At 61.7% G+C, this 22,949-nt stretch carries 21 protein-coding genes and 1 tRNA gene; 6 read left to right on the forward strand and 16 right to left on the reverse strand.

Annotated elements, in window-relative coordinates; all coding sequences use genetic code 11:
- Window position 1: 1 nt before the first annotated feature.
- The 5 genes from HAHE_RS15175 to HAHE_RS15195 all read right to left on the reverse strand — a co-directional run bounded on the left by HAHE_RS15175 (window position 2) and on the right by HAHE_RS15195 (window position 4,275).
- On the reverse strand, window positions 2–409 hold the full coding sequence (locus HAHE_RS15175) for a type II secretion system protein (RefSeq protein ID WP_338685586.1): 408 nt from the start codon (window positions 407–409) through the stop codon (window positions 2–4).
- A 97-nt stretch (window positions 410–506) separates the two neighbouring features.
- A complete protein-coding gene (locus HAHE_RS15180) occupies window positions 507–1,799 on the reverse strand; it encodes a type IV pilus twitching motility protein PilT (protein WP_338685588.1) in 1,293 nt (430 codons plus the stop codon).
- Window positions 1,796–2,812: a hypothetical protein gene (locus HAHE_RS15185; RefSeq protein WP_338685590.1), complete on the reverse strand. Its 1,017-nt coding sequence runs from the start codon at window positions 2,810–2,812 to the stop codon at window positions 1,796–1,798. Before HAHE_RS15185 ends, HAHE_RS15180 begins: the two co-directional genes overlap by 4 nt.
- Window positions 2,813–2,836: 24 nt before the next feature.
- Window positions 2,837–3,604 (reverse strand): hypothetical protein, encoded by a 768-nt coding sequence (locus HAHE_RS15190; RefSeq protein ID WP_338685592.1) that lies wholly within the window; start codon window positions 3,602–3,604, stop codon window positions 2,837–2,839.
- 20 nt (window positions 3,605–3,624) lie between these two features.
- Complete coding sequence (locus tag HAHE_RS15195) at window positions 3,625–4,275, reverse strand: ATP-binding cassette domain-containing protein (protein ID WP_338685593.1); 651 nt, start codon at window positions 4,273–4,275, stop codon at window positions 3,625–3,627.
- A 358-nt stretch (window positions 4,276–4,633) separates the two neighbouring features.
- Between HAHE_RS15195 and purM the strand changes: the two genes are divergently transcribed.
- On the forward strand, window positions 4,634–5,629 hold the full coding sequence (gene purM, locus HAHE_RS15200) for a phosphoribosylformylglycinamidine cyclo-ligase (protein ID WP_338685594.1): 996 nt from the start codon (window positions 4,634–4,636) through the stop codon (window positions 5,627–5,629).
- A 7-nt stretch (window positions 5,630–5,636) separates the two neighbouring features.
- Entirely contained in the window at window positions 5,637–7,562 is a 1,926-nt protein-coding gene (locus tag HAHE_RS15205) for an amidophosphoribosyltransferase (protein WP_338685596.1), read from the forward strand.
- On the opposite strand, the gene HAHE_RS15210 is transcribed toward HAHE_RS15205, so the two are convergent.
- Both HAHE_RS15210 and glnD read right to left on the reverse strand, forming a co-directional pair.
- Complete coding sequence (locus HAHE_RS15210) at window positions 7,563–7,937, reverse strand: hypothetical protein (protein WP_338685598.1); 375 nt, start codon at window positions 7,935–7,937, stop codon at window positions 7,563–7,565.
- 3 nt (window positions 7,938–7,940) lie between these two features.
- Window positions 7,941–10,682 (reverse strand): [protein-PII] uridylyltransferase, encoded by a 2,742-nt coding sequence (glnD, locus tag HAHE_RS15215; protein WP_338685600.1) that lies wholly within the window; start codon window positions 10,680–10,682, stop codon window positions 7,941–7,943.
- 137 nt (window positions 10,683–10,819) lie between these two features.
- On the opposite strand from glnD, the gene rsfS reads away from it, so the two are divergent.
- Window positions 10,820–11,182: a ribosome silencing factor gene (rsfS, locus tag HAHE_RS15220; protein ID WP_338685602.1), complete on the forward strand. Its 363-nt coding sequence runs from the start codon at window positions 10,820–10,822 to the stop codon at window positions 11,180–11,182.
- Window positions 11,183–11,187: 5 nt separating this feature from the next.
- Window positions 11,188–12,426: a competence/damage-inducible protein A gene (locus HAHE_RS15225; RefSeq protein ID WP_338685603.1), complete on the forward strand. Its 1,239-nt coding sequence runs from the start codon at window positions 11,188–11,190 to the stop codon at window positions 12,424–12,426.
- Window positions 12,427–12,429: 3 nt separating this feature from the next.
- On the opposite strand, the gene HAHE_RS15230 is transcribed toward HAHE_RS15225, so the two are convergent.
- From HAHE_RS15230 to glmM, 6 genes are all read right to left on the reverse strand, one after another.
- Window positions 12,430–12,789 carry a DUF3127 domain-containing protein gene (locus tag HAHE_RS15230; protein WP_338685604.1) on the reverse strand — a complete coding sequence of 120 codons (360 nt, stop codon included), beginning with the start codon at window positions 12,787–12,789 and terminating at the stop codon, window positions 12,430–12,432.
- 12 nt (window positions 12,790–12,801) lie between these two features.
- Window positions 12,802–13,263, reverse strand: coding sequence for a dihydrofolate reductase (locus HAHE_RS15235; RefSeq protein ID WP_338685605.1), 462 nt, complete (start codon window positions 13,261–13,263; stop codon window positions 12,802–12,804).
- 7 nt (window positions 13,264–13,270) lie between these two features.
- Window positions 13,271–14,080: a thymidylate synthase gene (locus HAHE_RS15240; protein WP_338685607.1), complete on the reverse strand. Its 810-nt coding sequence runs from the start codon at window positions 14,078–14,080 to the stop codon at window positions 13,271–13,273.
- Between the two features lie 257 nt (window positions 14,081–14,337).
- Window positions 14,338–16,179: a glutamine--fructose-6-phosphate transaminase (isomerizing) gene (glmS, locus tag HAHE_RS15245; protein ID WP_338685608.1), complete on the reverse strand. Its 1,842-nt coding sequence runs from the start codon at window positions 16,177–16,179 to the stop codon at window positions 14,338–14,340.
- 40 nt (window positions 16,180–16,219) lie between these two features.
- Entirely contained in the window at window positions 16,220–17,038 is an 819-nt protein-coding gene (locus HAHE_RS15250; protein ID WP_338685609.1) for a hypothetical protein, read from the reverse strand.
- 14 nt (window positions 17,039–17,052) lie between these two features.
- Window positions 17,053–18,444, reverse strand: a complete 1,392-nt coding sequence (glmM, locus tag HAHE_RS15255) for a phosphoglucosamine mutase (RefSeq protein ID WP_338685611.1) — start codon at window positions 18,442–18,444, stop codon at window positions 17,053–17,055.
- A gap of 150 nt (window positions 18,445–18,594) precedes the next feature.
- Here glmM and HAHE_RS15260 point away from each other — a divergent pair, with 150 nt between their 5' ends.
- Window positions 18,595–19,953: a nucleotide pyrophosphatase/phosphodiesterase family protein gene (locus HAHE_RS15260; protein ID WP_338685612.1), complete on the forward strand. Its 1,359-nt coding sequence runs from the start codon at window positions 18,595–18,597 to the stop codon at window positions 19,951–19,953.
- A gap of 8 nt (window positions 19,954–19,961) precedes the next feature.
- Here HAHE_RS15260 and HAHE_RS15265 read toward each other — a convergent pair whose 3' ends face one another.
- Window positions 19,962–20,756, reverse strand: coding sequence for a histidinol-phosphatase HisJ family protein (locus tag HAHE_RS15265; protein ID WP_338685613.1), 795 nt, complete (start codon window positions 20,754–20,756; stop codon window positions 19,962–19,964).
- Between the two features lie 74 nt (window positions 20,757–20,830).
- Here HAHE_RS15265 and HAHE_RS15270 point away from each other — a divergent pair, with 74 nt between their 5' ends.
- On the forward strand, window positions 20,831–21,901 hold the full coding sequence (locus HAHE_RS15270; RefSeq protein WP_338685614.1) for a phosphate acyltransferase: 1,071 nt from the start codon (window positions 20,831–20,833) through the stop codon (window positions 21,899–21,901).
- Between the two features lie 7 nt (window positions 21,902–21,908).
- On the opposite strand, the gene HAHE_RS15275 is transcribed toward HAHE_RS15270, so the two are convergent.
- On the reverse strand, window positions 21,909–22,766 hold the full coding sequence (locus tag HAHE_RS15275; RefSeq protein ID WP_338685615.1) for a transglutaminase family protein: 858 nt from the start codon (window positions 22,764–22,766) through the stop codon (window positions 21,909–21,911).
- 27 nt (window positions 22,767–22,793) lie between these two features.
- Window positions 22,794–22,868 (reverse strand) — tRNA-Val (locus HAHE_RS15280).
- Between the last annotated feature and the right edge of the window lie 81 nt (window positions 22,869–22,949).

Below are 22,949 nucleotides of genomic sequence, written 5' to 3' on the forward strand. Positions count from 1 at the left end.
CTTACCAACCGGTGGTGTCCGAAGGGACGTGATCCTGGGTGGCGGAGAGCGTGCAGCTCAGGACCGGGGTGCCGATCGCAGGGATAGCGACGGCTGCCGTGAGGTCAGCAGGGCTGTAGGTTCCGCCGCCCGGGCAGACCGGAGCGGTTTCGAGGAACTGGTCGGCGCCTTGGAGCTTGCCGGCCGGAACGTCGTCACCGATGGCGAGGTTGTACATGTTCTGGTACGAGCGAGCGGCTTGCTGCACGTTCCGGATGTTCATGATGCAGCCGGCGCGGTCCGAACCCTTCTTCCACGCGCGAGCGCCGATGAAGAGAATGGTGATGAGCGAGAGAAGGACGAGGATAACCACCGTCAGTTCAAGGAGGGTCATGCCCTTCGCGCGCTTCGTGTTTTTGGTCAGTTTCATGTGTTGGTGTGTGTTTGGGTGTGTTTGTCTTTTTCGTTTGGCAGGAGACCCCACGACCGGACCATGCCGACCATCAGGGCCTCGAGATTGTTTGTTTTCAGAGGACTTCGACCTCGTCGTCGCGATTCATCCTGGCGTTTTCGAACGTGAGTTCGTCGATCAGTCCTTGGTTGAGAAGACGCTTCAGGTTGCTATCCCACTCGATGTTGCCGGCTCTGCGTATTACGTCTTCGAGTGATCTTGCCCCGCCGTCGTAGTTGGCGATCGCGCTCGATACGGCGTCGTCGTTGTTCTGGAGGAACTCGTAGGTGAGAACGCGTCGTTGGATGCCGTTGAGGAGGCCCTGCGAGTGGATGAATACCAAGGTCTCGGCCAAGCGGTTCAACACCGCGTTGTGGCTCTCGCGGGGATAGAGCTCGAGAATCCGGCCGATGGTTTTGACGGCCCCGGTGGTGTGCAGGGTGGACAGGACCAGGTGACCGGTTTGGGCCGCCTCCATGCAGGTTTCCATGGCTTCCCGGTCGCGAATTTCCCCGAGGAGAATCACATGCGGAGCCTTCCGCAGGACGTCCTTGAGGCCTTGGCGATAAGAGTGAACGTCCCGTCCGACTTCCTGCTGGGTGACGATGGACGGGGACGCGGTGCGGCGACCGTCGAACTCAGGGTCCTCCATGTCATCCGGATATTGATACTCGATGGGGTCCTCTACGGTGACGATGTGCTTGAAGTGGTTGCGCCGCAACCAATCGATCAATGCTGCCAGAGTCGTGGACTTACCGGAACCTGTGGGGCCTGTGACGAGGCAAAGGCCGGCACGCTTCTGCACGGCTTGCCGGAGGATGGTAGTGGTGTCCGGATCGATTCCCAGGCTTTCGAGTTCGGGAATATAGTCGTTGAGGATCCGGCACGTGACTCCGAGTCCGGAGGAGCTGAGGTGGGCTTGAATCCGCAGACGACCGGAGCGCTCGCCGTTTTCTCCCATCGGGATGCCGTCGCAGGAGAAGTCCGCGACCTTTCGCTCGGCGAAGTCACGGATGGCATCGTTGATCTTGTCTTCGACGCGGGCGTCGAGATTGCTCTCCTCGCCGAACCCGTGGCTACCGCTCTCGCGGTTGCGGATGAGTTCCTTGAGGATCTCGTCCATGTGTGCCGAGCCCAGGATCCCGAGACGCTCGAGTTTCTCCACGCCCTTGTTGGTGTGGATGTAAACCGGGCGCCCCGAGCGCATCTGGATGTCCGAGACGCGCAGTTCGCGGCAAACGCGGAAGATGATGCCCAGCAGTTGGTTCCCGGTCATTCCGGGGACGAAATAGATCGGCGCGTCCGGCGTCCCGTTTTGTGCGGGAAGCGGCGGCGGGGTATCGTCGTGAACTGCGGTAAAGACACTCATGGCTTGGTGTGGCTGGCGGTTGAGTGGCTTTCGGATTCCTTGCGCGTGATCGCGACTTCGGCCGATTCCCGGAGTTTCGAGGCGAACCTCGAGCGGCTCATGATCTCGTCCTGCCGTTGTGCGGATAGGAGGTCCCAGCTGCCCGAGTGGATGAACGTCTCGAGCAATTCGAAGTGCCGGTGGATGCAGAAGTCGATGACGCCGAGTTGGTCCCGCAGTTGCTTGACCGGGTATTTGCCGGATGAATCGAGAAGCATTCGCTCGAGGCAGTTGTAGGCTGCCGAGGCTGCGGTGAGGGCCGGACGCGGATCGTGTTGTTCCCGCAGGCAGTACCGGATCGTGTGGTCTGCCAGGGAGAAAACCAATTCGTCGGCCTGTTCTTGGCTGAGGTTGCCCGTGCCGAGCGACTGCTGGGTAATGAAGAGGTTGTAGGCGTTGTAGTTCGCGTAGTGCGAAGGATCCAAGGCATACGCGAACCGGAGCTTCTTTTCGATTTCCCGGCGGATGTAGAGTTTGTGCCCCGGGGTAGGTGGGTTGGGGTTGGTGCGAGCGTTGACCGCGTTCTCGAGCCGGGCCAGAAGAGGTCGCTTCTCCGCGGGGTGGTCGACGGCCCCGTGCCCGTGGTCGGCATGATCGTGGTCATGGCCGCAAGAGCCGTGGTCATGTTCGCAATCCCCGTGTTCATCATGCTCCGCGATGTGATCGTGGTCGCAGTCCTCGTGATCGCAATCGTGATGCTCCGCGTCGGATGGTTCCGATGAATGGGCTTCACAGGATTCGCAGGACTCACCTGCAGGGTGATCGTGGATCTCGATCGCGCCGTGCCAGTCCGCATCGATCGGAGTCTGGATAGCCATCGCCACGACCTGGCCATAGGGGCTCCGCTTGATGCCCAAGGGATTGGGGTCGAATTCCAGCTTGCCGCCGTCGCGCAGAGCACTGCCGGCATAGTGCCACAGGCCGGCTCCCGCGATCGCGAGGGCGGCAGTTGTGATGTGGCTACGGAGAATCATTGGGACAGTGGATTGGAATGCGTTTCAAGCAGTCGCTTTCACGCGGAAGATCAGGCGGGAGAAGGCCGTGTAGAGCAGGAAGATCCCGAGAAAGTAGGCGATGAGCAGGGGGAACTGGCTCCACTCGATAGCGCCCAGCTTGTAGCGCAGGCGCTCAGTCGGATCGGCGAAATGGTAGTGTGGAGACGCGCTCCAGAGCCACGACAGGAGAGGGTTGCCCTCGAGGGTGAGGAGCAGCTTCATGTAGCCGACCCCGTAGAGGCCGTAGAATGTGATGCCCGTCGAAACGATGAAGCCGGTGAGGCTTCCGAACCGCGATGCTGTCGCAACCGCGAGTGCGATCAGTGGTGCGACCACAATGGTGAAGAGGAGCGCGTATTGGAAATTGGTGGCGATCCACATGGCCCGCTCGTCCGGCAGGGACGGACTTGCCGCGAAGATGCAAACCAGAGCTGCGCCGATTCCGAGCGGGGCGATGTAGACCATCAGTGCGGCCCAGATCTCGAGCAGTTGCCGGGTGGCCGAAACGCCCATGGTCTGGAAGTACTCACCGAGGCCGGAGCGCGATAGGTTCTCGCCGGTTTTGGCCGCCGCAAAGAATCCCCAAAAAGCCGCACTCAGCCAGGCCATGCCCCAGGCTGCCTGTGCCAACGCCGGCTTCAGCAGTCCCGGGTTCTCCGTGCCGCTCGAGAGTTGCGGCAGGACGAACGGCATCAGGAGCACGAGAAACGCGCAGACCGCCCAGGATTTCCTGCGGAAGAGAGTGATCAGCGTAAGCTTGAAAAGTTTCATCGGGTCAAAGGCGGATGGGCTCAGTTCAGGAGGCTCTTGAGCTCGTTCCAGGTCTGGCTCTCTCCGGTAGTTTGAAGAATGGTCTCATCCTGAATGATGAGGGCGCTGGGCATCTCCATCGAATCGTAGTCCGGGTGGCAGCTCACCAGACGCAGGGTGTTGTTCGAGCGAGTGCGCCAGATCTCCTCGAACTGCTGGCGTGCGTAGGCGTCGAGACCGCTGAAGGGCTCGTCGAGGAGGAGGATGTTGGCCTCGGCCGGGTCGACCGAGTACTCGGCGACGATCAGGCTCGTCTTGCGGCGGTTGCCGGTGGAGAGCTTTCCGTAGGGCTTCTTAAGGTCGAGCTCGATGCGCTCCGCCAGCTGCAGGGCTTCCGCCAGATGCTTGCGGGGGATCATCGCCCGGAAGATCGCCGATGCGGAAAGCTCGGCGTCGAAGTAGAGGCCCTCCGCCATGTACTGCATGCGGCCGTGATGCCGGATTTCTCCACCCAGTTGCCGGATTGAGCGGGCGATGGTGCGCAAGAGGGTGGTCTTTCCCCGGCCATTCCTGGCGAGGAGGAAATGGGTGCCCTTGCCCAGCTGGATGGATTCAGCCGTTCGGGCAAGCGGGGCCCGGTAACCGATCGTGAGGCCGGGGCTCAGTTGGAGCTGGGGAGTGTCGCTCGACATCTGGAACGAGGTAGGAGAATGGCTAGGTTTTTAGTGAAGATGCTTTGATATTCAAGATTAATTGAATGATCGAAGCTCCTGTTGGTTTGGCTTTTAGAAATATTTCCCATAGTTGACAATATTTTTTTGAACGTTTTGCCAATGGGGGAGTCGTGATGAAGGAGCAGATCCTTAATTATTACTGATATTTTAGATAATTTAGGCAAAATTGTTCAAAACGGTTTTGTGGGCTGAGGGTCAACGCTTGGGCGGCGGAGGTCGCGATTCTCGCTGCGCCCGACGAGATTCTCCCGTGCGGGGCTTTTCTGCGTGACGGGCAAGGGGGGGCTGTTACAACCCCGCCACCAGCAGCGAGCGCATGGGTGGAAAATTGACCTACCAGCAGGCCGGGGTGGACACGCGCAGAGCGGCCGCCTTGGTGGGAGACATTCGGAGCCACGTCGCGAGGACGCAGAAGCAGCGGCACCTCATGGGTGCATTCGGGTTATTTGCAGCCGCTTATGACCTAAGTGACTACGCGGAGCCTGTAATTGTGACGGGCTGCGACGGCGTGGGAACGAAGTTGGAGCTCTTGCTGCAGCGGGATCTGCTCGAGACCGCCGGCAAGGATTTGGTGGCGATGAGCGTCAACGACATCCTCACGACCGGTGGTGATCCGTTGCTATTCCTTGATTATGTGGGAATTGCGGCGCTGGATGAAGTCCGGATCACGCGTCTGATCGGCGGCATGGCGGACTATTTGGAGGCCTGCAACTGCATCCTTGCGGGGGGGGAGACCGCGGAAATGCCCGGAATCGTTCCTCCGGACGTCATTGAGCTCTCAGGATTCTGCATCGGTTGCGCGGAGAAGGCGGATTTGATCGATCCGACACAAATCCGGGTCGGCGATGTGCTGGTCGGGTATGCTTCCGACAGTATTCACGCGAACGGATTCAGTCTGGTTCGGCGGGTTCTGGCCGAGCATCCCGGTGAGCTTGCCGATGAGGAGTTGGAAGCACTTTTGAAACCGACCCGCCTGTATCATGATGTGGTGGGTGGCCTGAAGGCTTCCGGGGTTCGCCCGAAAGCCATGGCTCACATTACCGGTGGAGGGTTACCTGAGAATCTTGAGAGGCTGTTCCGCGGATGCGGGGCTGAGCTCGAAATTCCGGCGTGGAAGCTGCCTGGTATCGACAAGTTGCTCCGCCACGTGGACGCCGAGGACCGGTTCCATACGTTCAATATGGGAATCGGCTGGGTGGCCATCGTGGCTCCTGAAGAAGTCGAGCCAGCTCTGTCAGCCGGTCCCGGTGGTGTGGTGATCGGCGAAATGGTCGAGGCCGAGGGGGTCCGGGTGAAGGTCAGCGGCGAGTGATCATCCGATGAGTGATTTTCTGAAGCACGAGTGCGGAATTGCCGCCGTCCGTCTGCGAAAGCCGCTCGAGTACTATTACGACCGCTACGGGACGGCCCTTTGGGGCTTCAACAAGCTGTTCCTCCTGATGGAGAAGCAGCACAACCGTGGGCAGGACGGAATCGGCATCGGGTGCACGAAGCTGGGAATGCCACTTGGCGAGCCGTATGTCTTCAGGCGCCGCAGTGGTGAAAGGGATGCGCTGTCCTCGATCTTCCGGAAGGAGGTCAAGGCGTTCCACAAGATGGCCAGAAAGGGGATCCTTGATCCGAAGAGTCCTGCGGACATCAAGAAGCGGTTCGATTTCGGTGGGGAGATCCTGATCGGCCACCTCCGCTACGGGACATCGGGTGACTTCGACGAGGGATCCTGTCATCCATACCTCCGGCGGAGCAACTGGCCGACCCGGACGCTGATGGTGATGGGGAACTTCAACATGACCAATGCGGGTGAGTTGAACCGAGTCCTCATTGAGCGGGGTCAGCACCCCGTGTTCGGAACCGACACGCAGACGGTGCTTGAGGAGATTGGCTTCCATCTCGATGAGGCTCACACCTCAATCTACCACGAGCTCCGGGATGCCGGCGTAGCCGGCACCCGGATCCCGGATCAGATTTCCGAGCAGCTCGATCTCGAAAGGCTCATCCGCGAGTCGGCGGCCTTCTGGGATGGAGGGTACTCGATCTGCGGCGTCATTGGAAACGGCGACATGTTCGTCATGAGGGATCCTTCGGGCATCCGGCCGTGCCATGTCCTGATCAATGACGAGGTCATTGCCATCGCGTCCGAGCGGGTTCCCCTGATGACCGTGTTCGAAGCGGAGCAGGACGAGGTGGAAGCCCTTGATCCCGGGGCGGTGCTGACGATCAAGTCCGACGGTGGTCTCCATCGCGGCAGGTTCGCCGAGCCGGATCCTTTCCGGCCTTGTTCCTTCGAGCGCATCTATTTCTCCCGCGGCAACGACCCCGATATCTACCGAGAGCGGAAGGCGCTGGGTGCGGCATTGGTGCCCCAGGTGGTGGACGCGATCGACGGCAAGATGGAGCATGCCGTGTTCTCATTCATTCCGAACACCGCCGAGACGGCGTGGTACGGTCTGATGGACGGTTTGCGGATGCTCCGGCGGCAGCAGGTGAAGGATGCCATTCTCGACGCCCAGAGCCGCGGAGGTTTGAACGAGGAGGCGCTGGATGACCTGATCATGCGCAACTGGCCGAGGGGTGAGAAGATCGCTCACAAGGACATCAAAATGCGTACGTTCATTGCCCAGGAAAAGGGGCGGGACCAGCTGGTGTCGCATGTCTACGACATTACCTATGGGATGGTCGGCGAGAATGACGCTCTTGTTGCATTGGATGATTCGATTGTCCGCGGCACGACGCTCAAGAAGTCCATTCTCAAGATCCTTGCGAGAACCTCGCCGCGCAAGATTGTGGTGTGTTCCACGGCTCCGCAAATTCGCTACCCGGATTGCTACGGGATCGATATGTCTGAACTGGGCAAGTTCATCGCGTTCCAAGCGGCCGTCAACCTCCACCGTAAGTCGGGCGGTCAGGCGGTTCTGGACCGTGTCTACGATGAGTGTCGTAGAGAGCTCGCCAAGCCGTATTCCGAAATGACCAACCGGGTGAAGGGGGTCTACGAGGCCTTCACTCCGGAGGAGATCTCGGCCGAGATCAGCCGGATGGTGAAGCCCGAAGAGATCGAATGGGACGGTGATGTGGTTGTGGTCTTCCAGACGATCGAAAATCTCCACGCCTCGATCGACGGGCCGTCGGGTGATTGGTATTTCACCGGTGATTATCCGACTCCCGGCGGCTTCGCCACGGTGAACGCCGCCTATGTCCGCTGGTTCGACGGAGTGGGAGGCAGGAGTTACGATCTTCCGCTCTGATCAGTCGTTCTCCCGAAGTTTCTCCAGCGCGATCCTCGTACGCTCGCGGAGCAGTGATCTTGTTGTTGCTACTAAGACAATAGTAGAAATTCCGAAAGCTGCAGCTTCGAACGGGGTGCCGGCTGTGGGGGTTCTCGTCAGTGCGAGGAGGGCGGGAGCGCAGCGTGCCGCTCCCAGAAGCGCGAGGATCCCGCCGCCGATGATGCCGTGCCAGGTCCAGACCCGGGAAAACAGCGCGCAAATGACCCAACCTCCTCCGAGAGTCAGAGCCCCTTGGAATAAGGATGCCGCTTCAGCGGTTCCACCGAGTCTGGCGTGGGCAAGGAAGCCGAGGAGTGTCGTCACGACGCCGGCGACAAAGAGGAGGGTTCTCATGCTTCAGGAGGGGCGGATGGCCTCTTCGAGGAGGTAGTGCAGTTGTCTGAGCTGGCCGGGATCGGTCGCTTGTCCGCCTCCGGGAGGAGTCACATAGAGTGTGTCGACCGCGGCTCCTTTTTCAGTGCCGATACGGGCATGCACCGTGTCCAATCCGGCGGCATTGATCGCATGGAAGAGGTCGTGGAGGAGGCCGATCCTGTCGACGGCCTGGATCTCGACGGTGGTGCACGAAGGGTGGGCTTGGTTCGAAATGTGTGCCCGGACCGGGAAAGAGATGCCGGTCTTCTCTTTCGACTTCAGGATGTTCTTCTTCGGTTTGAGGAATTCCGCCGGGTCGTAGTGTTCGATGCGGCCCAGATGGTAGAGGGTGTCGATGAAGCCCTGGCGCTGCCGCTCGTCGGTGACAGGCCCGAAGTCCGTGGTGCAAACCCGGAACAGGTCGACGACAATGCCGTCGGTTCTCGTGTGGAAATCGGCGGAGACAATGTTGATTTCCTGGGCTGCGATCGCGCAGCAAACCTTCTGGAGAAAGTAGGGCCGGTTTCGAGAAACGATGACGAACTCGGTGTAACCTCGGTCGGGGTAGTCGAAAGACTGGCCGGAGCACACGAATCCGCCGTCCGACTCGGATTCACGCTTGAGGAAATCCCGAACGGTGCGGATATGAACCGGAACGCTTGCCGGATCACGAAAGCGGAAGTAGCTCGCGGGCATCCGCTCGAAATGCTCCTCGATCTCGCTGGCGTATCCTTCGCCCATGGAAGTCATCACCTTCTCCTTGAGGGCCTGCTTGTCCGAGCGGAGGGAGGCGTTGAAACGTTCCTCGCCGTGGGTCAGGAACTCCTTCGCGGAGCGGTGGAGTTGTCGAAGCAGGGTTTCTTTCCAATCGTTCCACGATTCCTCCGAGGTCGCACGGGAGTCGGCGTAAGTGAAGAGCATCAGGGCGTCGAGACGCGCCGGAGTTTTCATCAGAAGCGCGAACTCGCGAACGACTTCAGGGTCCTCGATGTTCCGGGTTGTGGCGTAGCGCCAGAATGTCAGGTGGTGATCCACCAGGAACATGATCATCCTGCGGCGCGCGCCGTGGACCTGCAGCCGGTTGCACAGACGCTGCGCGAGCATCGCGGAACCATCGATGTGCTCGCGCACGTTCTCCGAGCGTCCGGAGTCGTGCAGCAGGATGGCTAGGTAGAAGGTATACGGGTCTTCGATGTGGCGGAACAGGTCGCGGAACAGCGCCGTTCCGGGTTCGTCGGAGTCGACTAGGGCATCGATGTTCTCAACGAAGCGCAGCGTGTGCTCGTCGGCGGTGTAGCGGTGGAAAAACTCGTGCTGGACCAGACAGTCGAGGGCTCCGAACTCCGGGAGGTAGCGGCCGAGAAAACCGACGCGGTGCATCCTGCGCAGGGACCGGGCGACTTCGCCGCGCCTGCTGAGCATAGCCTCGAAAGTGTCGCGATTCTGCTTCGAGTAGCGGAACGGCCGGTCGATGTCCTCCCAGTGCTTCTTCACCAGTTTGCGCATCGGCGGGCTGAGCCGGAGGTTGCGCAGCTGCGCGTGCTGGAACAGCCGCATCAGGCGGTGGGTGTCGTGCCTGAAAATGTTCTGGTTGGCGGGATAGATCCTGCCGTCGAGGGCGATAAAGCCGTCGAACTCCTCGCGCTTCCGGCGACCGAGGTTCAGAAATGAGGTGAGGCCGGTATCCTTCTGATCGTCCTGCTCGATCTCGAAGATCTCCATCAGCGAAGTCGTGTGCTGATAGAGGTTGCGCGTGTGACGGTAGTAGTCGCGCATGAAAGCTTCGGTCCGTCGCAGGATCGAGCGCTGAGGGTAACGGAACTCGGTGGCGACGATGCCCTGTAGCCGAAGGGTCAGTTGGTCGGAGGACTTTCCGGCTTGGTAGTGCAGTTCGTTCCGGACCCGGTTCAGGAAGTCATAGGCTTCCTCGATTTCCCGATGCGCGGTGCGGGTGAGAAGCTTCACCTCCACAAGTTTCTTCAGGTTGGCGGTCTTTCGCTTCACCCGTGTGACCCAAAGGATGTTGTGGTAATCCCGCATGCCACCGCAGCCTTCCTTCACATTCGGTTCCTGAAGAAAGACAGTCCTCGAATACTTCCGGTGCCGTCCGCGGAGATCCTTCCTCCTCAACTCGAAGAAAGCCTTCTGGCCCTTCGCCAGAGCCTCTTTTTCGAAGCGCTTGCGGAATTCCGAGAACAGGGTGCGGTCGCCCGCGATCCTGCGGGCGTCCATGAGCGAGGTCTTGTTCTCCTGATCGGCCTTGGCTTGCTGGATGCATTCGGCGATCGAACGGCATGCATGGCCGACCTTGAAGCCGACATCCCAGAGGAGGTAGAGCACCTCATGCACGAGTTCCTCGAGATCCTTGGGCAACTTGTTGGAGGCCCGCGGCAGGAGGAAAAGCAGATCGATATCGGAGGCTGGATTGAGGGTGCCCCGACCGTAACCGCCCGTGGCAACGAGGCTGATCGGCGACTTGCTCGTGCGTTTGAGAAGAGCGGTCTTGAAGACCGAATCGAGAACCACATCCAGGAGCTCCGAGCGGGCGCGGGCGATCTCCAGTCCACCTGCTCCTGCGCGGTGCCGGAGGCGGATCCGGTGCTCCTCGATTTTCATGAAGCGCTTGTAGAGCGCGATCCGCTCCGCCGGTGAGAGATGTCCCTGGCTGGCGGGCTTCAGGGCCTTTTTGGCGTGGGCGGCGAGGTTCTTGAGGTGGACGGGCATTCGGCAGGGCAAGGGTGGTGTGATTTGGGCCGGGGTCAAGGCATGGAAGCGGGCCCGTCGCGCTGTTTCCCCATTTGGAGTGGCCAAGGCGCCGGGTCGGGGTAGGATGCCGCCCCGCGACGAAGCGGGACGAACTCATGGCGACCCAAGGTAAGGAACTGGCTCTGGCATGCGCGAAAGCGGCCGCGGAGATTCAGGCGGAGAATATCCGCTTGTTTGACCTGCGGGGGCTTTCGTCCCTGACGGATTTCATGATTGTCTGTTCAGGCACGTCCATGCCCCACCTCCGTGCAATTCTCCGGGACATCCGTGGGCACGTCGAGGAGTGGACCGGGGCGAAGCCGGTGAATACCGAAGGAAAGGCCGATACCCGATGGGTTGTTCTCGATTACATCGATGTGATGGTTCACGTGATGCACGAGGAACTCCGCGAATTCTACGGGCTTGAGACGCTTTGGGGGGACGCGAAGGAAATCGAGATTCCTTCCGCCAGCGTCTGAACGCCGTGAAGGTCGAGATCCTCAACACCGGGAGCGAACTCCTTCTGGGACGGACGCTGAATACCCACGGGCACTGGCTCGGTCGCGAATTGTTCAAACTCGGCCTGAGGGTCGAACGCCTTACCACCGTGCCTGATGGTGACGCGATCCGCGACGGCATTGCCGAGGCCGTGGAACGAGCCGATGTGCTGATCGTGACCGGGGGGCTCGGCCCGACCAGTGACGACATCACCCGGGAAGCCGCCGCCGAAGTGGCCGGGCTGGAGTTGATCGAAGACGAGGCGGCGCTGCGGTCACTTGAGGCGTTTTTCGAGATCCGGGGCAGAACGATGGCGCCGGACAACCGCAAGCAGGCGCAGGTTCCGGTCGGTGCCGATGTATTGCCGAATCCCAACGGCACCGCCCCCGGGATTTTCATTCCGCCGCGGCTCAATGGTGCGGCAAACTGTGCGGTCTTCCTGTTGCCCGGGCCGCCGCGCGAACTGCAGCCGATGTATCACGCTGAGGTTGTCCCGAAGCTGACGGCCCTTGGGGGAATCGAGTCCGCGGTCGGGATCATTGAATTGAAGTTCACCGGATTGGGCGAAAGTGAAATCCATCAAGCGGTCGACGCGAAACTCGGGGCGATCGATGGGCTTGAGGTGGGATACTGTGCGAGGCTTGCCGAGGTTGACGTGCGGTTGATCGGCCCGCCGGATGCGCTCGAGTCCGGGCGGGCGCTCGTGCTGAGCCGGTTCGCCAAGCAGTGTTTTTCGGAGCTGGGTGAAGAGCTTGAAGAGGCGGTCGTGCGTGAACTCAAGCAGCGCGCCTTGAAGGTCGCGACCGCGGAGAGTTGCACCGGCGGACTCATTTCCGCCCGCATCACGGATGTCCCCGGATCCAGCGCGGTGTTTACCCACGGATTCGTGACCTATGCCAATGAGGCGAAGGTGGAGTTGCTCGGTGTATCCGAAGAAGCTCTGGGCGAATATGGAGCAGTGAGTGAGCCCGTGGCCCGGCAGATGGCGGACGGGGCGCTTTCGGCCTCCAATGCGGATATTGCTGTCGCGGTTACCGGGATCGCGGGGCCGGATGGTGGCACCGATGACAAGCCAGTTGGAACCGTATTCATCGCCCTCGCTGCGAAGGGTCGGGAAACGATGGTTCTCCGTCAGTTCCATCCGCGCGACCGGATGGGCTTCAAGCGTGCCGTGAGCCAAGCCGCGCTCGAGTGCATCCGGCGCGCTGCGGTTGACCGCGGGTGACGGTCAGAAGGGGATGTCGTCGGACTGGTCCGGCTCGTTGTCGAACGACGCGTCCATCGATGATCCGGGGGCCGGGGCATCATCGCCTCCTGCCGACTTGCCGAGCTTCCAGGCGACGAGATTCACGTAGAAGCGGTCCTTGTACTCGTTGCCGCGGATGTCGAAGGTCACCTGAACCCTGTCGCCCACCGAGACATCGTCGAGGATCGAGGTCTTGTCCTTCACGCACTCGAACTTGACCATTTGCGGGTATTTGCCGTCCTCGATTTCCACCACGAACTCGCGCTTGGTGAAGCCGCTGTTGAAAGTCTGCAGGTCGAAGAGGTGGCGGACGGTGCCTTCGAGTTCGAATGAGTTGGCCATGGGAGTCGTGAGCTAGTTTCTGCGGTATCGGTAAACGTCGAAGGCCTCGTGGCTTTCCAGCAGCTCGGGAGCGCCGAATCGATGGGTGAATTCGGGGAACCGGGTGTCACCCGTGTAATCCTCGCGCACCCGGGAAACCAGCAGCTCGTCGAGATGGGGAAGGAAGGCCTCGTAGACTTTCGCTCCGCCGATGATGAAGACCTCACCGGTGAGGTCCAGACCCGATAGGGATTCGGGCGAACCGATCGCCTCCACGCCGTCCGCCGACCACTCCCGATTGCGGGTAATCACGATATTGCGCCTTTTCGGCAGGGGGCGCCCGATCGAGTCGTAGGTCGCTCGCCCCATCACAATCGGATGTCCGCTCGTGGTCCGTTTGAAAAACGCGAGATCCTCCGGTAGGTGCCATGGGAGGGCTCCATCCCGGCCGATGATCCGGTCGGCGGTCATGGCCACGATTCCGATCAGCTTCATCGACATTTCAAACCGACACCTCGGCCTTGATGTGCGGGTGGGGGTCGTAGTCCCGAAGTTCGAAGTGCTCGAATCGGAAGTCATCGAGTTCGGTCACCGACGGGTCGATCCACATCGTCGGCAGGGGTCTGGGATCGCGGGACAACTGTTCCCGTGCCTGATCGATGTGGTTGGAGTAGAGGTGGAGGTCTCCGAATGTGTGGATGAACTCGCGAGGCTCGTATCCGCATGCCTGTGCGAGCATCAGAGTGAGCAGGGCGTATGAGGCGATATTGAACGGGACCCCGAGGAACAGGTCGGCCGAGCGCTGGTAGAGCTGGCAGGAAAGTCCCGGGCGTTCGGAATCCGGATCGTGAACGAAGAACTGGAACAGGCAGTGGCACGGCGGCAGGGCCATCCGCGAGATGTCGCCCGGGTTCCACGCGACGACTAGATGTCGGCGCGAGTGGGGATCGCCACGGAGGCCGTGGACGAGTTCGGCAATCTGGTCGACATGACGCCCGTCGGGTCCGGGAAAAGAACGCCACTGATGGCCGTAAACGGGACCGAGGTCGCCGTGCTCGTCGGCCCATTCGTCCCAGATCCTCACGCCGTTTTTCTTCAGGTAGGCGATGTTGGTGTCGCCTTTGAGGAACCACAGCAGCTCGTGGATGATCGAGCGAAGGTGGAGCTTCTTGGTGGTGAGGCAGGGGAATCCCTGACGCAGGTCGTAGCGGACCTGCCGACCGAAAACCGCCCGGGTGCCGGTTCCGGTCCGGTCCGCCCGCTGCTCGCCGTTCTCAAGGACGTCGCGTAGCAGGTCGAGATAGGTTTGCATGGGGGAATTGTGAACGAGCGCGCGCGGCCGGCAAGAATTCGGTGGAGAAACCCTCCGTGATCGAATGCACGCGATCGGATGCACGTGATCACGGGGTGGTCGGTTCCGGGATTTATGGCATTCTGTGTTTGTCGGCGCGAGGCACCTCCCCCCATCCCCCCAAAACGCCTCGAGTCGAAACAATCCCCCCGATCCCCAAGAGTCCCCGGAAGCAGGTGTCCCCCATTTGCTTCCGGGGATTTCCTTTTCCGAGGAAGTCACTCGACGGTGACCGACTTCGCGAGGTTCCGCGGTTGGTCGATTTCGCAGGCTCGGATCCGGGCGACGTGGTAGGCGAACAACTGGAGGGCGACCGCCGAGGGTATCGTACTCACCAAGGGGTGGCAGGCCGGGACCTCGATGACATCGTCCATGAACTCAGCGGCTTCTTTGTCTCCTTCGGTCACGACACCGAGAATCCGTGCACCGCGGGCGCGGCACTCCTCGACGTTGCCGAGCGTCTTGTCCTTGCCCGGGATGTCATTCGCCAGAGCGATGATCGGTGTGCCTTCCTCAAGCAGGGCGATCGGGCCGTGTTTCAGTTCCGCGGCGTGGTAGCCCTCGGCGTGGATGTAGGAGATTTCCTTCAGCTTGAGCGCTCCTTCGAGCGCGACGGGGAAGAGGTAGCCGCGTCCGATGAAGAAGGCGTGCTCGCTGGCGGCGTAGCGTTCCGCGAGAGCGGCGATCCGGTCGTTCTGTTCGATCGTCCGTTCAACGAGTTGGGGGATGGCATCAATCTCCTGGGCAAGACGCATTCCTTCGTCGCGGGAGAACCGGCGGCCGCGTCCAAGCTTGAGCGCCATCATCAGCAAAACCGCCACCTGGCATGTGAATGCCTTGGTTGAGGCGACGGAAATCTCGGGGCCCGCATGGAGATAGACGCCTCGTCCGGTTTCGCGCGCGATTGTCGAACCAACGACATTGCAGAGCCCCATGACGAAGGCACCCTTTTGGTTGGCTTCACGGACCGCGGCGAGGGTGTCTGCTGTTTCTCCGGACTGCGAGATCGCCACGACCAGATCGCTCCGGCTGATCAGCGGGTTGCGATAGCGGAATTCGGCCGCCTGTTGGACTTCGGCGTGGATGTCGGCCAGATCCTCGAAGGCGTACTCGCCAACGAGCCCCGCATGCAGGGATGTGCCGCAGCCGAGCAGGACGACCCGCTGGATCTCGGCGAGGTCGCGCGCCGAGGTGCCCATTCCCGAGAGGACCGAGGAGCCGAGATTGAAGTCGAGGCGGCCGCGGATCGCGTTCCTCAGAGAGTCCGGTTGCTCGTGGATCTCCTTGAGCATGAAATGCTCGAAGCCGCCCTTTTCCGCAGCCTCGGCGTCGAACCCGAGCTCGGCGAGTTCGCGGGTGACCGGCACCTGGTTGAGGTCCTTGATCTCCACACCCTCGGCGGTGACGACGGCGATGTCGTTGTCCTCGAGGTAGATCACCTGCCGGGTGTGCGAGATGATCGCCGAGGCGTCGGAGGCGACGATGGTTTCCCCATCACCGACTCCGATCACGATGGGGCTGCCGCGTCGTGCGGTGATGATCCGCCCAGGCTCCTTCGAGGAAATGGCGGCGATGCCAAAGGTGCCCTCGACTTGGGAGAGCGCGTCGCACACGGCTTGGAAAAGATCTCCCGAGTAGACGTCTCCGATGAGGTGGGAGAGAACCTCGGTGTCGGTATCCGAATAGAAATGGTGGCCTTTGGCCTCCAGCCGCGAACGCAGCGGGCGGTAGTTCTCGATGATTCCGTTGTGGACGAGGGCGACATCGCCAGACTGGTCGAGGTGGGGGTGGGCATTGGCCTCGGTCGGCGGCCCGTGGGTGGCCCATCGGGTATGAGCGATGCCAACGTGTGCGGAGCCGAAGCGTTCCTCCGGCCATTCCTCACGCGCCTTGTCGTGGAGCGAGGCTACCTTGCCCGGAGATTTGCTGACGACGACCGAGCCATCCTCGAGGATGGCGAGGCCTGCCGAGTCGTAGCCGCGATATTCGAGTCGGCGGAGACCGTTGATGAGAACCGAGGGTGCCGAGGATTTGCCGATGTAGCCGACGATGCCGCACATGGAAGGGTGGAATGGGAGAGGGGTTCGGGCCGAAGGCCGGTCAGGGTGACGGGTGGAGGTCACGCTGCACGATCTCGCCCGGCCGGGTGGATGTGCCCGGGAACAATTTCCGCCCGGGATAGATGGACGTGTTGATGCCGGTGTGCACGCCGTCACCGACGATGCAGCCGAACTTCCGGCGGCCGGTATTCACGAGGACGTCTCCGACCATCGTCCGGTGCGTCTTTCCATCGTGACGAAGGTTCGATGTGACGGTGCCGGCGCCGAAATTCACCCGTTCGCCGAGGATCGAGTCGCCGACGTAGGAGAGATGGCCGACATTCGTATGCGAGAGCAGTATCGAGTTCTTGATCTCTACCGCGTTGCCGATGTGGCAGTGATCGCCAATGGAGGTGTTGCCGCGGATGTAGCAGTTCGGTCCGATCTTGCAGTTGGCGCCGATCACGACATTGCCCTCAATTACGACTCCGGGAAGAATGCGGGTTCCTTTCCCGATGCGGACCTTGCCTCCGATGACGGCCATCGAGTGCACGTCGCCCTCGATGACGTCTTCCTCGATCGATCCGACGTAGAGTTCGTTCGCGCGGATCAGGTCCCACGGATGAACCACCAGAAAGGAATTGTCGGCGGTATGGGTGGCCTCGAGATCCGGGTAGTTGCCGAGCCATGCGAGAGGCGCGCCTTGTGCTCCGAGAAGCGAAGTCGGCCCATCGGATGAAAGGTGCGCGAGATCTTCTGGCGAAACCCAAGCTTGCGAGTGGAACTGGACGTCATCCCGGCCGCAGAGCTTGTGGTGTTCGGAAAACGGCAGATTTCCGATTGGGAAGTCCTCGATCGCGCGTTCGGAGAAAATTGGCATGGGTGGATAGGGGTTCAGGCGGGCACTCCGATGTCCTGTTTGACCGCGTCGGTGAATCGCTCGGTCCACCGCTGGACGGCATCGGCGTCGCGGTGCTCGACGAGGATCCGGATCTTGTTCTCGGTGCCGGAGTAGCGGATGAGATGTCGTCCCGCGTCTCCGAACTCGGCATCGGCTTCCGCCATCAGGCTCCTGAGGCCTTCGAGCTCATCTAGCGGAGGCTTCGAGAGGACGGGAAGATTCACGAGTTGCTGCGGGAATTCCTTCATGCAGGCGGCGAGTTCGGCGAGTGTGGCGCCCTTTCGCTTCATCATCGCGAGCACTTGGAGCGCGGAGAGGATTCCGTCTCCGGTAGTCGCCTGGTCGGCGAAAATCAGGTGTCCCGAATTCTCACCGCCGAAGGAGTGGCCGTGTTTGCGCAGGTGCTCGATCACGTTGCGGTCGCCCACTGCGGTGGTCGCGACCGAAATTCCCTCCCGCCGCATCGCCTCGTGCAAACCGAGGTTGCTCATCACGGTGACGGCGATCGCGTCGCCCTTGAGCAGCCCCTGTTCCTTGAGTGCGATCGCGCAGAGCGCGAGAATCCGATCGCCCGATACGGGCATGCCGGTGGCATCGGTGAAGATCACCCGGTCGGCATCGCCATCGAAAGAGATCCCGATATCCGCCTGATGCTCACGGACGAGTGCTCCTGCGGTCTCGGGATAGAGAGCACCGCAGGCGTCGTTGATGTTGAGACCGTTCGGTGAGGTGCCGGTTTCGATTACCTCGGCACCGAGCTCGCGGAAAATGAGGGGGGCGATCGACCACGCCGCGCCGTTGCCGCAGTCCACCACGACTTTCAGTCCGTGCAGCGCGATGTTGTTGGCGGTGTGCTTGGCATACTCGATGTAGCGACCGCGGGCGTCATCGATCCGCTTGGCCTTCCCGATCCGGTCGGGTGCCATCGCCGGTGGCTCCGCCTCGTCCCCGAGAATGTGGCGCTCGATCACCTCCTCGAGCTCATCCGAGAGCTTGTAGCCATCGGGGCCGAAGATCTTCAGGCCGTTGTCCTGATACGGGTTGTGGGAGGCGGTCAGCATGATCCCGGCGGAGCAGCCCATTGACTTCGTGAGGTGGGCGATCGCCGGAGTTGGCAAGGGGCCCGGCAGGTAGACATCCATGCCCATCGATACGAGGCCGGACGTCAGTGCGGTCTCAAGCATATAGCCGGAAAGGCGGGTGTCTTTTCCGATCACCACCCGGTTACGGTTCGCGCCGGATGAGCGGAGGACGCTTGCGACCGCCTTGCCGGCCCGGAGCGCCACTTCGGGCGTGATCGGGAACTGGTTGGCTTGGCCGCGAATGCCGTCGGTGCCGAAAAGCTTCATGCCGGAAATGGTGCCGCCGGCGGTCTGCTGACTCAATGGCAATCAGGTGTCGAACTGTCAGGAATTCGCGTCATCGGCACTGCTTTGGAAGGGTTGTATGACAAAAAAGCGCAGGAACTCCGTGTCGCCTTCAAGACGGTTGTTGGGGCATTGTCATCGGGGGAAAGGAGTGGAAGTCTAGCCGCCATGCAGCGCGTGGCGGTGATCAATGTGGTAGGCTTGTCCAAGTCCCTGCTCGGACCGTCGATGCCCCGGCTCACCCGGTTTGCGGAGGAGAACGGCAGTCAGGGCTTCCGTCCTGCTTTTCCCGCGGTCACGTGCACGGCACAGGCATCGATGCTCACCGGCGAGTGCCCGCGGGGACACGGTATCGTGGCCAACGGATGGTATGACCGGGAGAGTGCGGAAGTCCGCTTCTGGAAGCAGAGCAACCATCTGGTGCGGGGTGAGAAAGTCTGGGAGGAACTGAGGAGGAAAAACCCCGGATTCACCTGCGCCAAGCTCTTCTGGTGGTACAACATGTATTCCACCGCCGACTACTCGATGACTCCGAGGCCGCTCTACCCGGCCGACGGAAGGAAGGTTTTCGATATCCACACGCACCCGATGGAGTGGCGGGAGGAGGTGAAGGGGGTGCTGGGCGACTTCCCGTTTCCGGCCTTCTGGGGGCCGGCCGCGGGAATCGCGTCGTCGTCTTGGATCGCGAAGGCGGCGAGGTGGACGGAGGACAAGGCCAGTCCGACCCTGAGTCTGGTGTATCTGCCGCACCTTGACTACGGACTTCAGAAGTGGGGTCCCGGCGTTCAGGAGATGGATGCCGAGTTGCGGGCGATCGACGATGTCACCGATGACCTGATCGATTACTACGAAAGTCGTAACGTTCGTGTCCTGGTGGTGTCCGAGTATGGCATCTCCGCCGTATCCCGACCGGTTCATCTGAACCGCTTGTTCCGTGATCGTGGCTGGATCCAGGTGAAGGACGAACTCGGGCGTGAGACCCTGGACGCGGGCGGCTCCGAGGTGTTCGCCGTTGCCGATCATCAGGTGGCCCACGTGTATGTCCGCGACCGGTCACGCATCGGCGAGGTGAGGGCGATGTTGGATGGCGTCGATGGCGTCGACGAGGTCCGAACCGCGGCCGAGATGTGGGGAGACAGCGTGGCGACGGACCGTGCCGGCGATTTGATTGCCATCTCCGATGCCGATGCGTGGTTCACTTATTACTATTGGACCGATGATGCCCGCGCGCCGGATTTCGCTCGCACGGTGGATATCCATCGAAAACCCGGCTACGACCCGGCCGAGTTGTTCATCGATCCTGAAGTCGCCCTTCCGAAGTGGGTGGTAGCGAGGTTTCTCCTCAAGAAGAAGCTGGGGATGCGTGGTTTGCTCGAGCTGATCCCGCTGGATGCCGGGCTCGTGCGTGGTTCCCACGGCAGGGATGTGGTCGACCCCGATGAGCGACCGGTGATTCTGGGGGCGGCAAGCACCGTGGAGACTGCGGAAGACGTCTACCGGGAGATCATCCGTGCGGTCGCCGGTTGAATTGCCGGTCAGAGAGTTTCGGCGCGTCGTTCCCGCCGTTCGAAGAGCTGGGTTTCCCGGTAGCCGGCAGCCTTAGCGATCTCGATCGCCGTGGGAAAGTCGCGGGCGACCTCTTCCGGCGCGTGGGCGTCGGAGGAGATGACCAGCGGAATACCGGCCTCGTGGGCGAGTTCGAGGAAACGGGGTGCCGGATAGGCCTCCGCGCACGGCTTGTGCCTTCCGGCGGTGTTGAGTTCGATCGTGGCTCCGGATGAGGCGATGGCCTCGATCGTCGGCACGTAGAACCGGTCGAGGTCTCCCTCGGGGCGATGGGAGAATTTCTTCACGAGATCCGGGTGACCGAGGATGTCGAACAGCCCGCTCTTCGCCATGTCCGCGTAAGTCTGCCAATAGTGGATCCAGACGGACTCCACATCACACTCCGCCCAGCGGCCAAGCCACTTGGGATTGTCGAAGTCCCAGGCTCCCAGATAGTGCACCGAGCCGATCAGGTAATCCCATGGGTACTTCCCTGCGAGGTCGCGGATCCAATTCTCGCATCCCGCGAGCCAGTCGCACTCTAATCCGGCCCGCACCGGAACGCGGTCACCGGCATAGCTGCGGGCCCGATCGATCCATTCGAAGTAGGCCGGCAGATCCGCCTCCGACATTCGCCAGTCGTCAAAAGGCTCGGGAAGGACCGGCGAGTGGTCCGAGATGCCGTACTCCGTCACGCCCGCGGCGAGGGCGGCGTCAATGAATGCCTCCGGCTCACCTCGCGCATGATGGCAAAGCGGCGTGTGGGTGTGATAGTCGGCGGGCAAGGTGGCTTTCGGGTTGCGACGGTTTGGAGGGGGAGGCTAATCTGCCGGCGCGTCGGGAGACGCGGCAGTTTTTGATGAACGACGACCCAAGCCAAGCCCAAGCTTCCGCTCGCTTTACCGAGCCACTCATCGAGAAACTCAAGCGCCATCCGAAGCGGGTTGTCTTCACCGAAGGCGAGGATGCGCGGGTCCTGCGGGTCGCGGAGCGTCTCGTGAAGGCCGAGGCGGTCGTCCCGATCCTTTTGGGGGACCGGGAGCGCATCCGGGCGATGGCGTCGTCGATCGGTGTGAGTCTGGATTTCGTCAAAGTCATCGAACCCTCGAAATCCTCCGACTTCGAACTCTTTTGCCGACGTTTTCAGAAGATCGAGCGCTACCGCTCCCGACCTTCCTCAGCATGCTCGGAATTCGTGGCGAAGCCTCATTATTTCGGGGCTCTGATGGCCCAGTATGGCCAGGCGGATGCGGTGGTCGGCGGAAATGTGGCACTGCCCGCAACCTTGTTCCGGGCCTTTCTGCATTCGATCAAGCCGATGCCGAACATCCCCAAGCTGTTCGGCGTCACGGTGCTATCGGCACCGCACCTCGCGCATTTCGGAGACGAGGGGATGATTCTCCTCGCGGACTGCGGGCTGGTGCCTGAGCCGGACATCGAACAACTCGCGACCATGGCGGTCGAGACCGGAAAGCTGGCCCGGCACTTCCTCGGGCGGGAGCCGAAGGTGGCTCTATTGAGTCACTCGACGAAGGGCTCGGCGGCGACTCCCGGAGCGCAAAAGGTGGCGGCTGCTACGGTGGTCGCGCGCGAGAAGGTCTCGGCAGATTTCCTCGAGATGCGAATCGAAGGGGAGGTTCAGGCGGATGTGGCGCTCGATCCGACTGCCGCGGAGACGAAGATCCCCGGCGACGGCTTCGGCAGCGCGGACGTGCTGATTTTCCCGAATCTCGACGCCGCCCACATCTCAATGAAGCTGCTTCAGCACTGCGGGCGGGCGATGAACTACGGTCAGATTCTCGTCGGACTCGGGCGCCCCGCCGCGCAGGTGCCGAGGACTGCCTCCGAAGAGACGATTTTCGGCACGGCCGCCGCGGTCGCCGTCGAGGCGATCAAGTTCCACGAGCTCTACCCCGACGGCGAAGTCTGAGGCTGGATCAGGCTTGGCCGATCAGGCTGACGACCAGTTCCTCCATCAGCCGGGCGTCATCATCCTGCTCGTTGACCGCGAAGCATGTCGCGAGTTCCTCGGTCACACGCAGCAGCAATTCCCCGGGGGTCGCGGGCCGGTGGGCGAGCAGCTGGATTTCCTTGGGATACCTGCGAATCCGGTGACGGAACTCCTCCTCCTCGATGGGCACACCTCTCGAACCGGGGTCGAGAACCGTCGGGCCATCGTTTCCCTCCACGGAAAGGAAGAATGCGCCGGGTAGGTTGATGGCGGAGATCGACGCTCCGAGGCGTCGGGCAACCAGCAGCGTTACGAGGCCGCAGCCGACCGCGTTGGAAGGTGCGCCCGCGGCTACAGCGGCGAGCTCCAGATGACGGGCATCGAATTCTCCCCGGGGATCGGTGCGGATGATCCGTTCGCCCAGCAGCCGGGAAACTACGGCCGGGGCGCCGCCGCGGTAGAAGGCTTCTTCGGTATCTTCGGCGAGCAAGTCGATGGCATCGCCGAGGGGCTGCCTCAGTGCGACTCCATCGTGGAGGTAGTCCGAGAGCATGCGCAGCATCGACTCGAAGCGATCCCAGTCTTCCTCAAGGGCGGGCAGTCCCGCGACCGGAACGATCCACTCCCGGCGGAGCCGCCGTCGACGGGCGGGAAGGAGCAACTCGGAAAGGGTTTCGAGTTCCTGGTCGGAAAGTCGGACAGGGGAGTCGCCAAGCAGCTCGCTGACGTCGCCGCCGAAAGGAGCGAACGCCTCCTCAAGCGACTCGCGGACTTCCGGAGTCTCGTCGTCCAGAAGGCGTAACAGGACCGCGAGGTGATCGGGTGTGGGTGACAGGCCGGGCATGGAGAGCGCCTTGGCCGGGGAAGGAAATGGTGCGCGATACTGGGTTCGAACCAGTGACCCCCACCGTGTCAAGGTGGTGCTCTACCACTGAGCTAACCGCGCATTGGGCCGGGTCCCTGGGGACCCCTTCCGGGCAGGCGCGGCAGACTAGGGAGCGGCCCCGGGCGATGCAAATGCTTTTTC

This window comes from Haloferula helveola, assembly GCF_037076345.1.
GTDB lineage: Bacteria > Verrucomicrobiota > Verrucomicrobiia > Verrucomicrobiales > Akkermansiaceae > Haloferula > Haloferula helveola.

What these genes read in the sequence shown, in the direction of transcription:
- HAHE_RS15175 (WP_338685586.1), bottom strand. Translation starts at nt 409, where the DNA reads ATGAAACTGACCAAAAACACGAAGCGCGCGAAGGGCATGACCCTCCTT.
- HAHE_RS15180 (WP_338685588.1), bottom strand. Translation starts at nt 1,799, where the DNA reads ATGAGTGTCTTTACCGCAGTTCACGACGATACCCCGCCGCCGCTTCCC.
- HAHE_RS15185 (WP_338685590.1), bottom strand. Translation starts at nt 2,812, where the DNA reads ATGATTCTCCGTAGCCACATCACAACTGCCGCCCTCGCGATCGCGGGA.
- HAHE_RS15190 (WP_338685592.1), bottom strand. Translation starts at nt 3,604, where the DNA reads ATGAAACTTTTCAAGCTTACGCTGATCACTCTCTTCCGCAGGAAATCC.
- HAHE_RS15195 (WP_338685593.1), bottom strand. Translation starts at nt 4,275, where the DNA reads ATGTCGAGCGACACTCCCCAGCTCCAACTGAGCCCCGGCCTCACGATC.
- purM (WP_338685594.1), top strand. Translation starts at nt 4,634, where the DNA reads ATGGGTGGAAAATTGACCTACCAGCAGGCCGGGGTGGACACGCGCAGA.
- HAHE_RS15205 (WP_338685596.1), top strand. Translation starts at nt 5,637, where the DNA reads ATGAGTGATTTTCTGAAGCACGAGTGCGGAATTGCCGCCGTCCGTCTG.
- HAHE_RS15210 (WP_338685598.1), bottom strand. Translation starts at nt 7,937, where the DNA reads ATGAGAACCCTCCTCTTTGTCGCCGGCGTCGTGACGACACTCCTCGGC.
- glnD (WP_338685600.1), bottom strand. Translation starts at nt 10,682, where the DNA reads ATGCCCGTCCACCTCAAGAACCTCGCCGCCCACGCCAAAAAGGCCCTG.
- rsfS (WP_338685602.1), top strand. Translation starts at nt 10,820, where the DNA reads ATGGCGACCCAAGGTAAGGAACTGGCTCTGGCATGCGCGAAAGCGGCC.
- HAHE_RS15230 (WP_338685604.1), bottom strand. Translation starts at nt 12,789, where the DNA reads ATGGCCAACTCATTCGAACTCGAAGGCACCGTCCGCCACCTCTTCGAC.
- HAHE_RS15235 (WP_338685605.1), bottom strand. Translation starts at nt 13,263, where the DNA reads ATGAAGCTGATCGGAATCGTGGCCATGACCGCCGACCGGATCATCGGC.
- HAHE_RS15240 (WP_338685607.1), bottom strand. Translation starts at nt 14,080, where the DNA reads ATGCAAACCTATCTCGACCTGCTACGCGACGTCCTTGAGAACGGCGAG.
- glmS (WP_338685608.1), bottom strand. Translation starts at nt 16,179, where the DNA reads ATGTGCGGCATCGTCGGCTACATCGGCAAATCCTCGGCACCCTCGGTT.
- HAHE_RS15250 (WP_338685609.1), bottom strand. Translation starts at nt 17,038, where the DNA reads ATGCCAATTTTCTCCGAACGCGCGATCGAGGACTTCCCAATCGGAAAT.
- HAHE_RS15260 (WP_338685612.1), top strand. Translation starts at nt 18,595, where the DNA reads ATGCAGCGCGTGGCGGTGATCAATGTGGTAGGCTTGTCCAAGTCCCTG.
- HAHE_RS15270 (WP_338685614.1), top strand. Translation starts at nt 20,831, where the DNA reads ATGAACGACGACCCAAGCCAAGCCCAAGCTTCCGCTCGCTTTACCGAG.
- HAHE_RS15275 (WP_338685615.1), bottom strand. Translation starts at nt 22,766, where the DNA reads ATGCCCGGCCTGTCACCCACACCCGATCACCTCGCGGTCCTGTTACGC.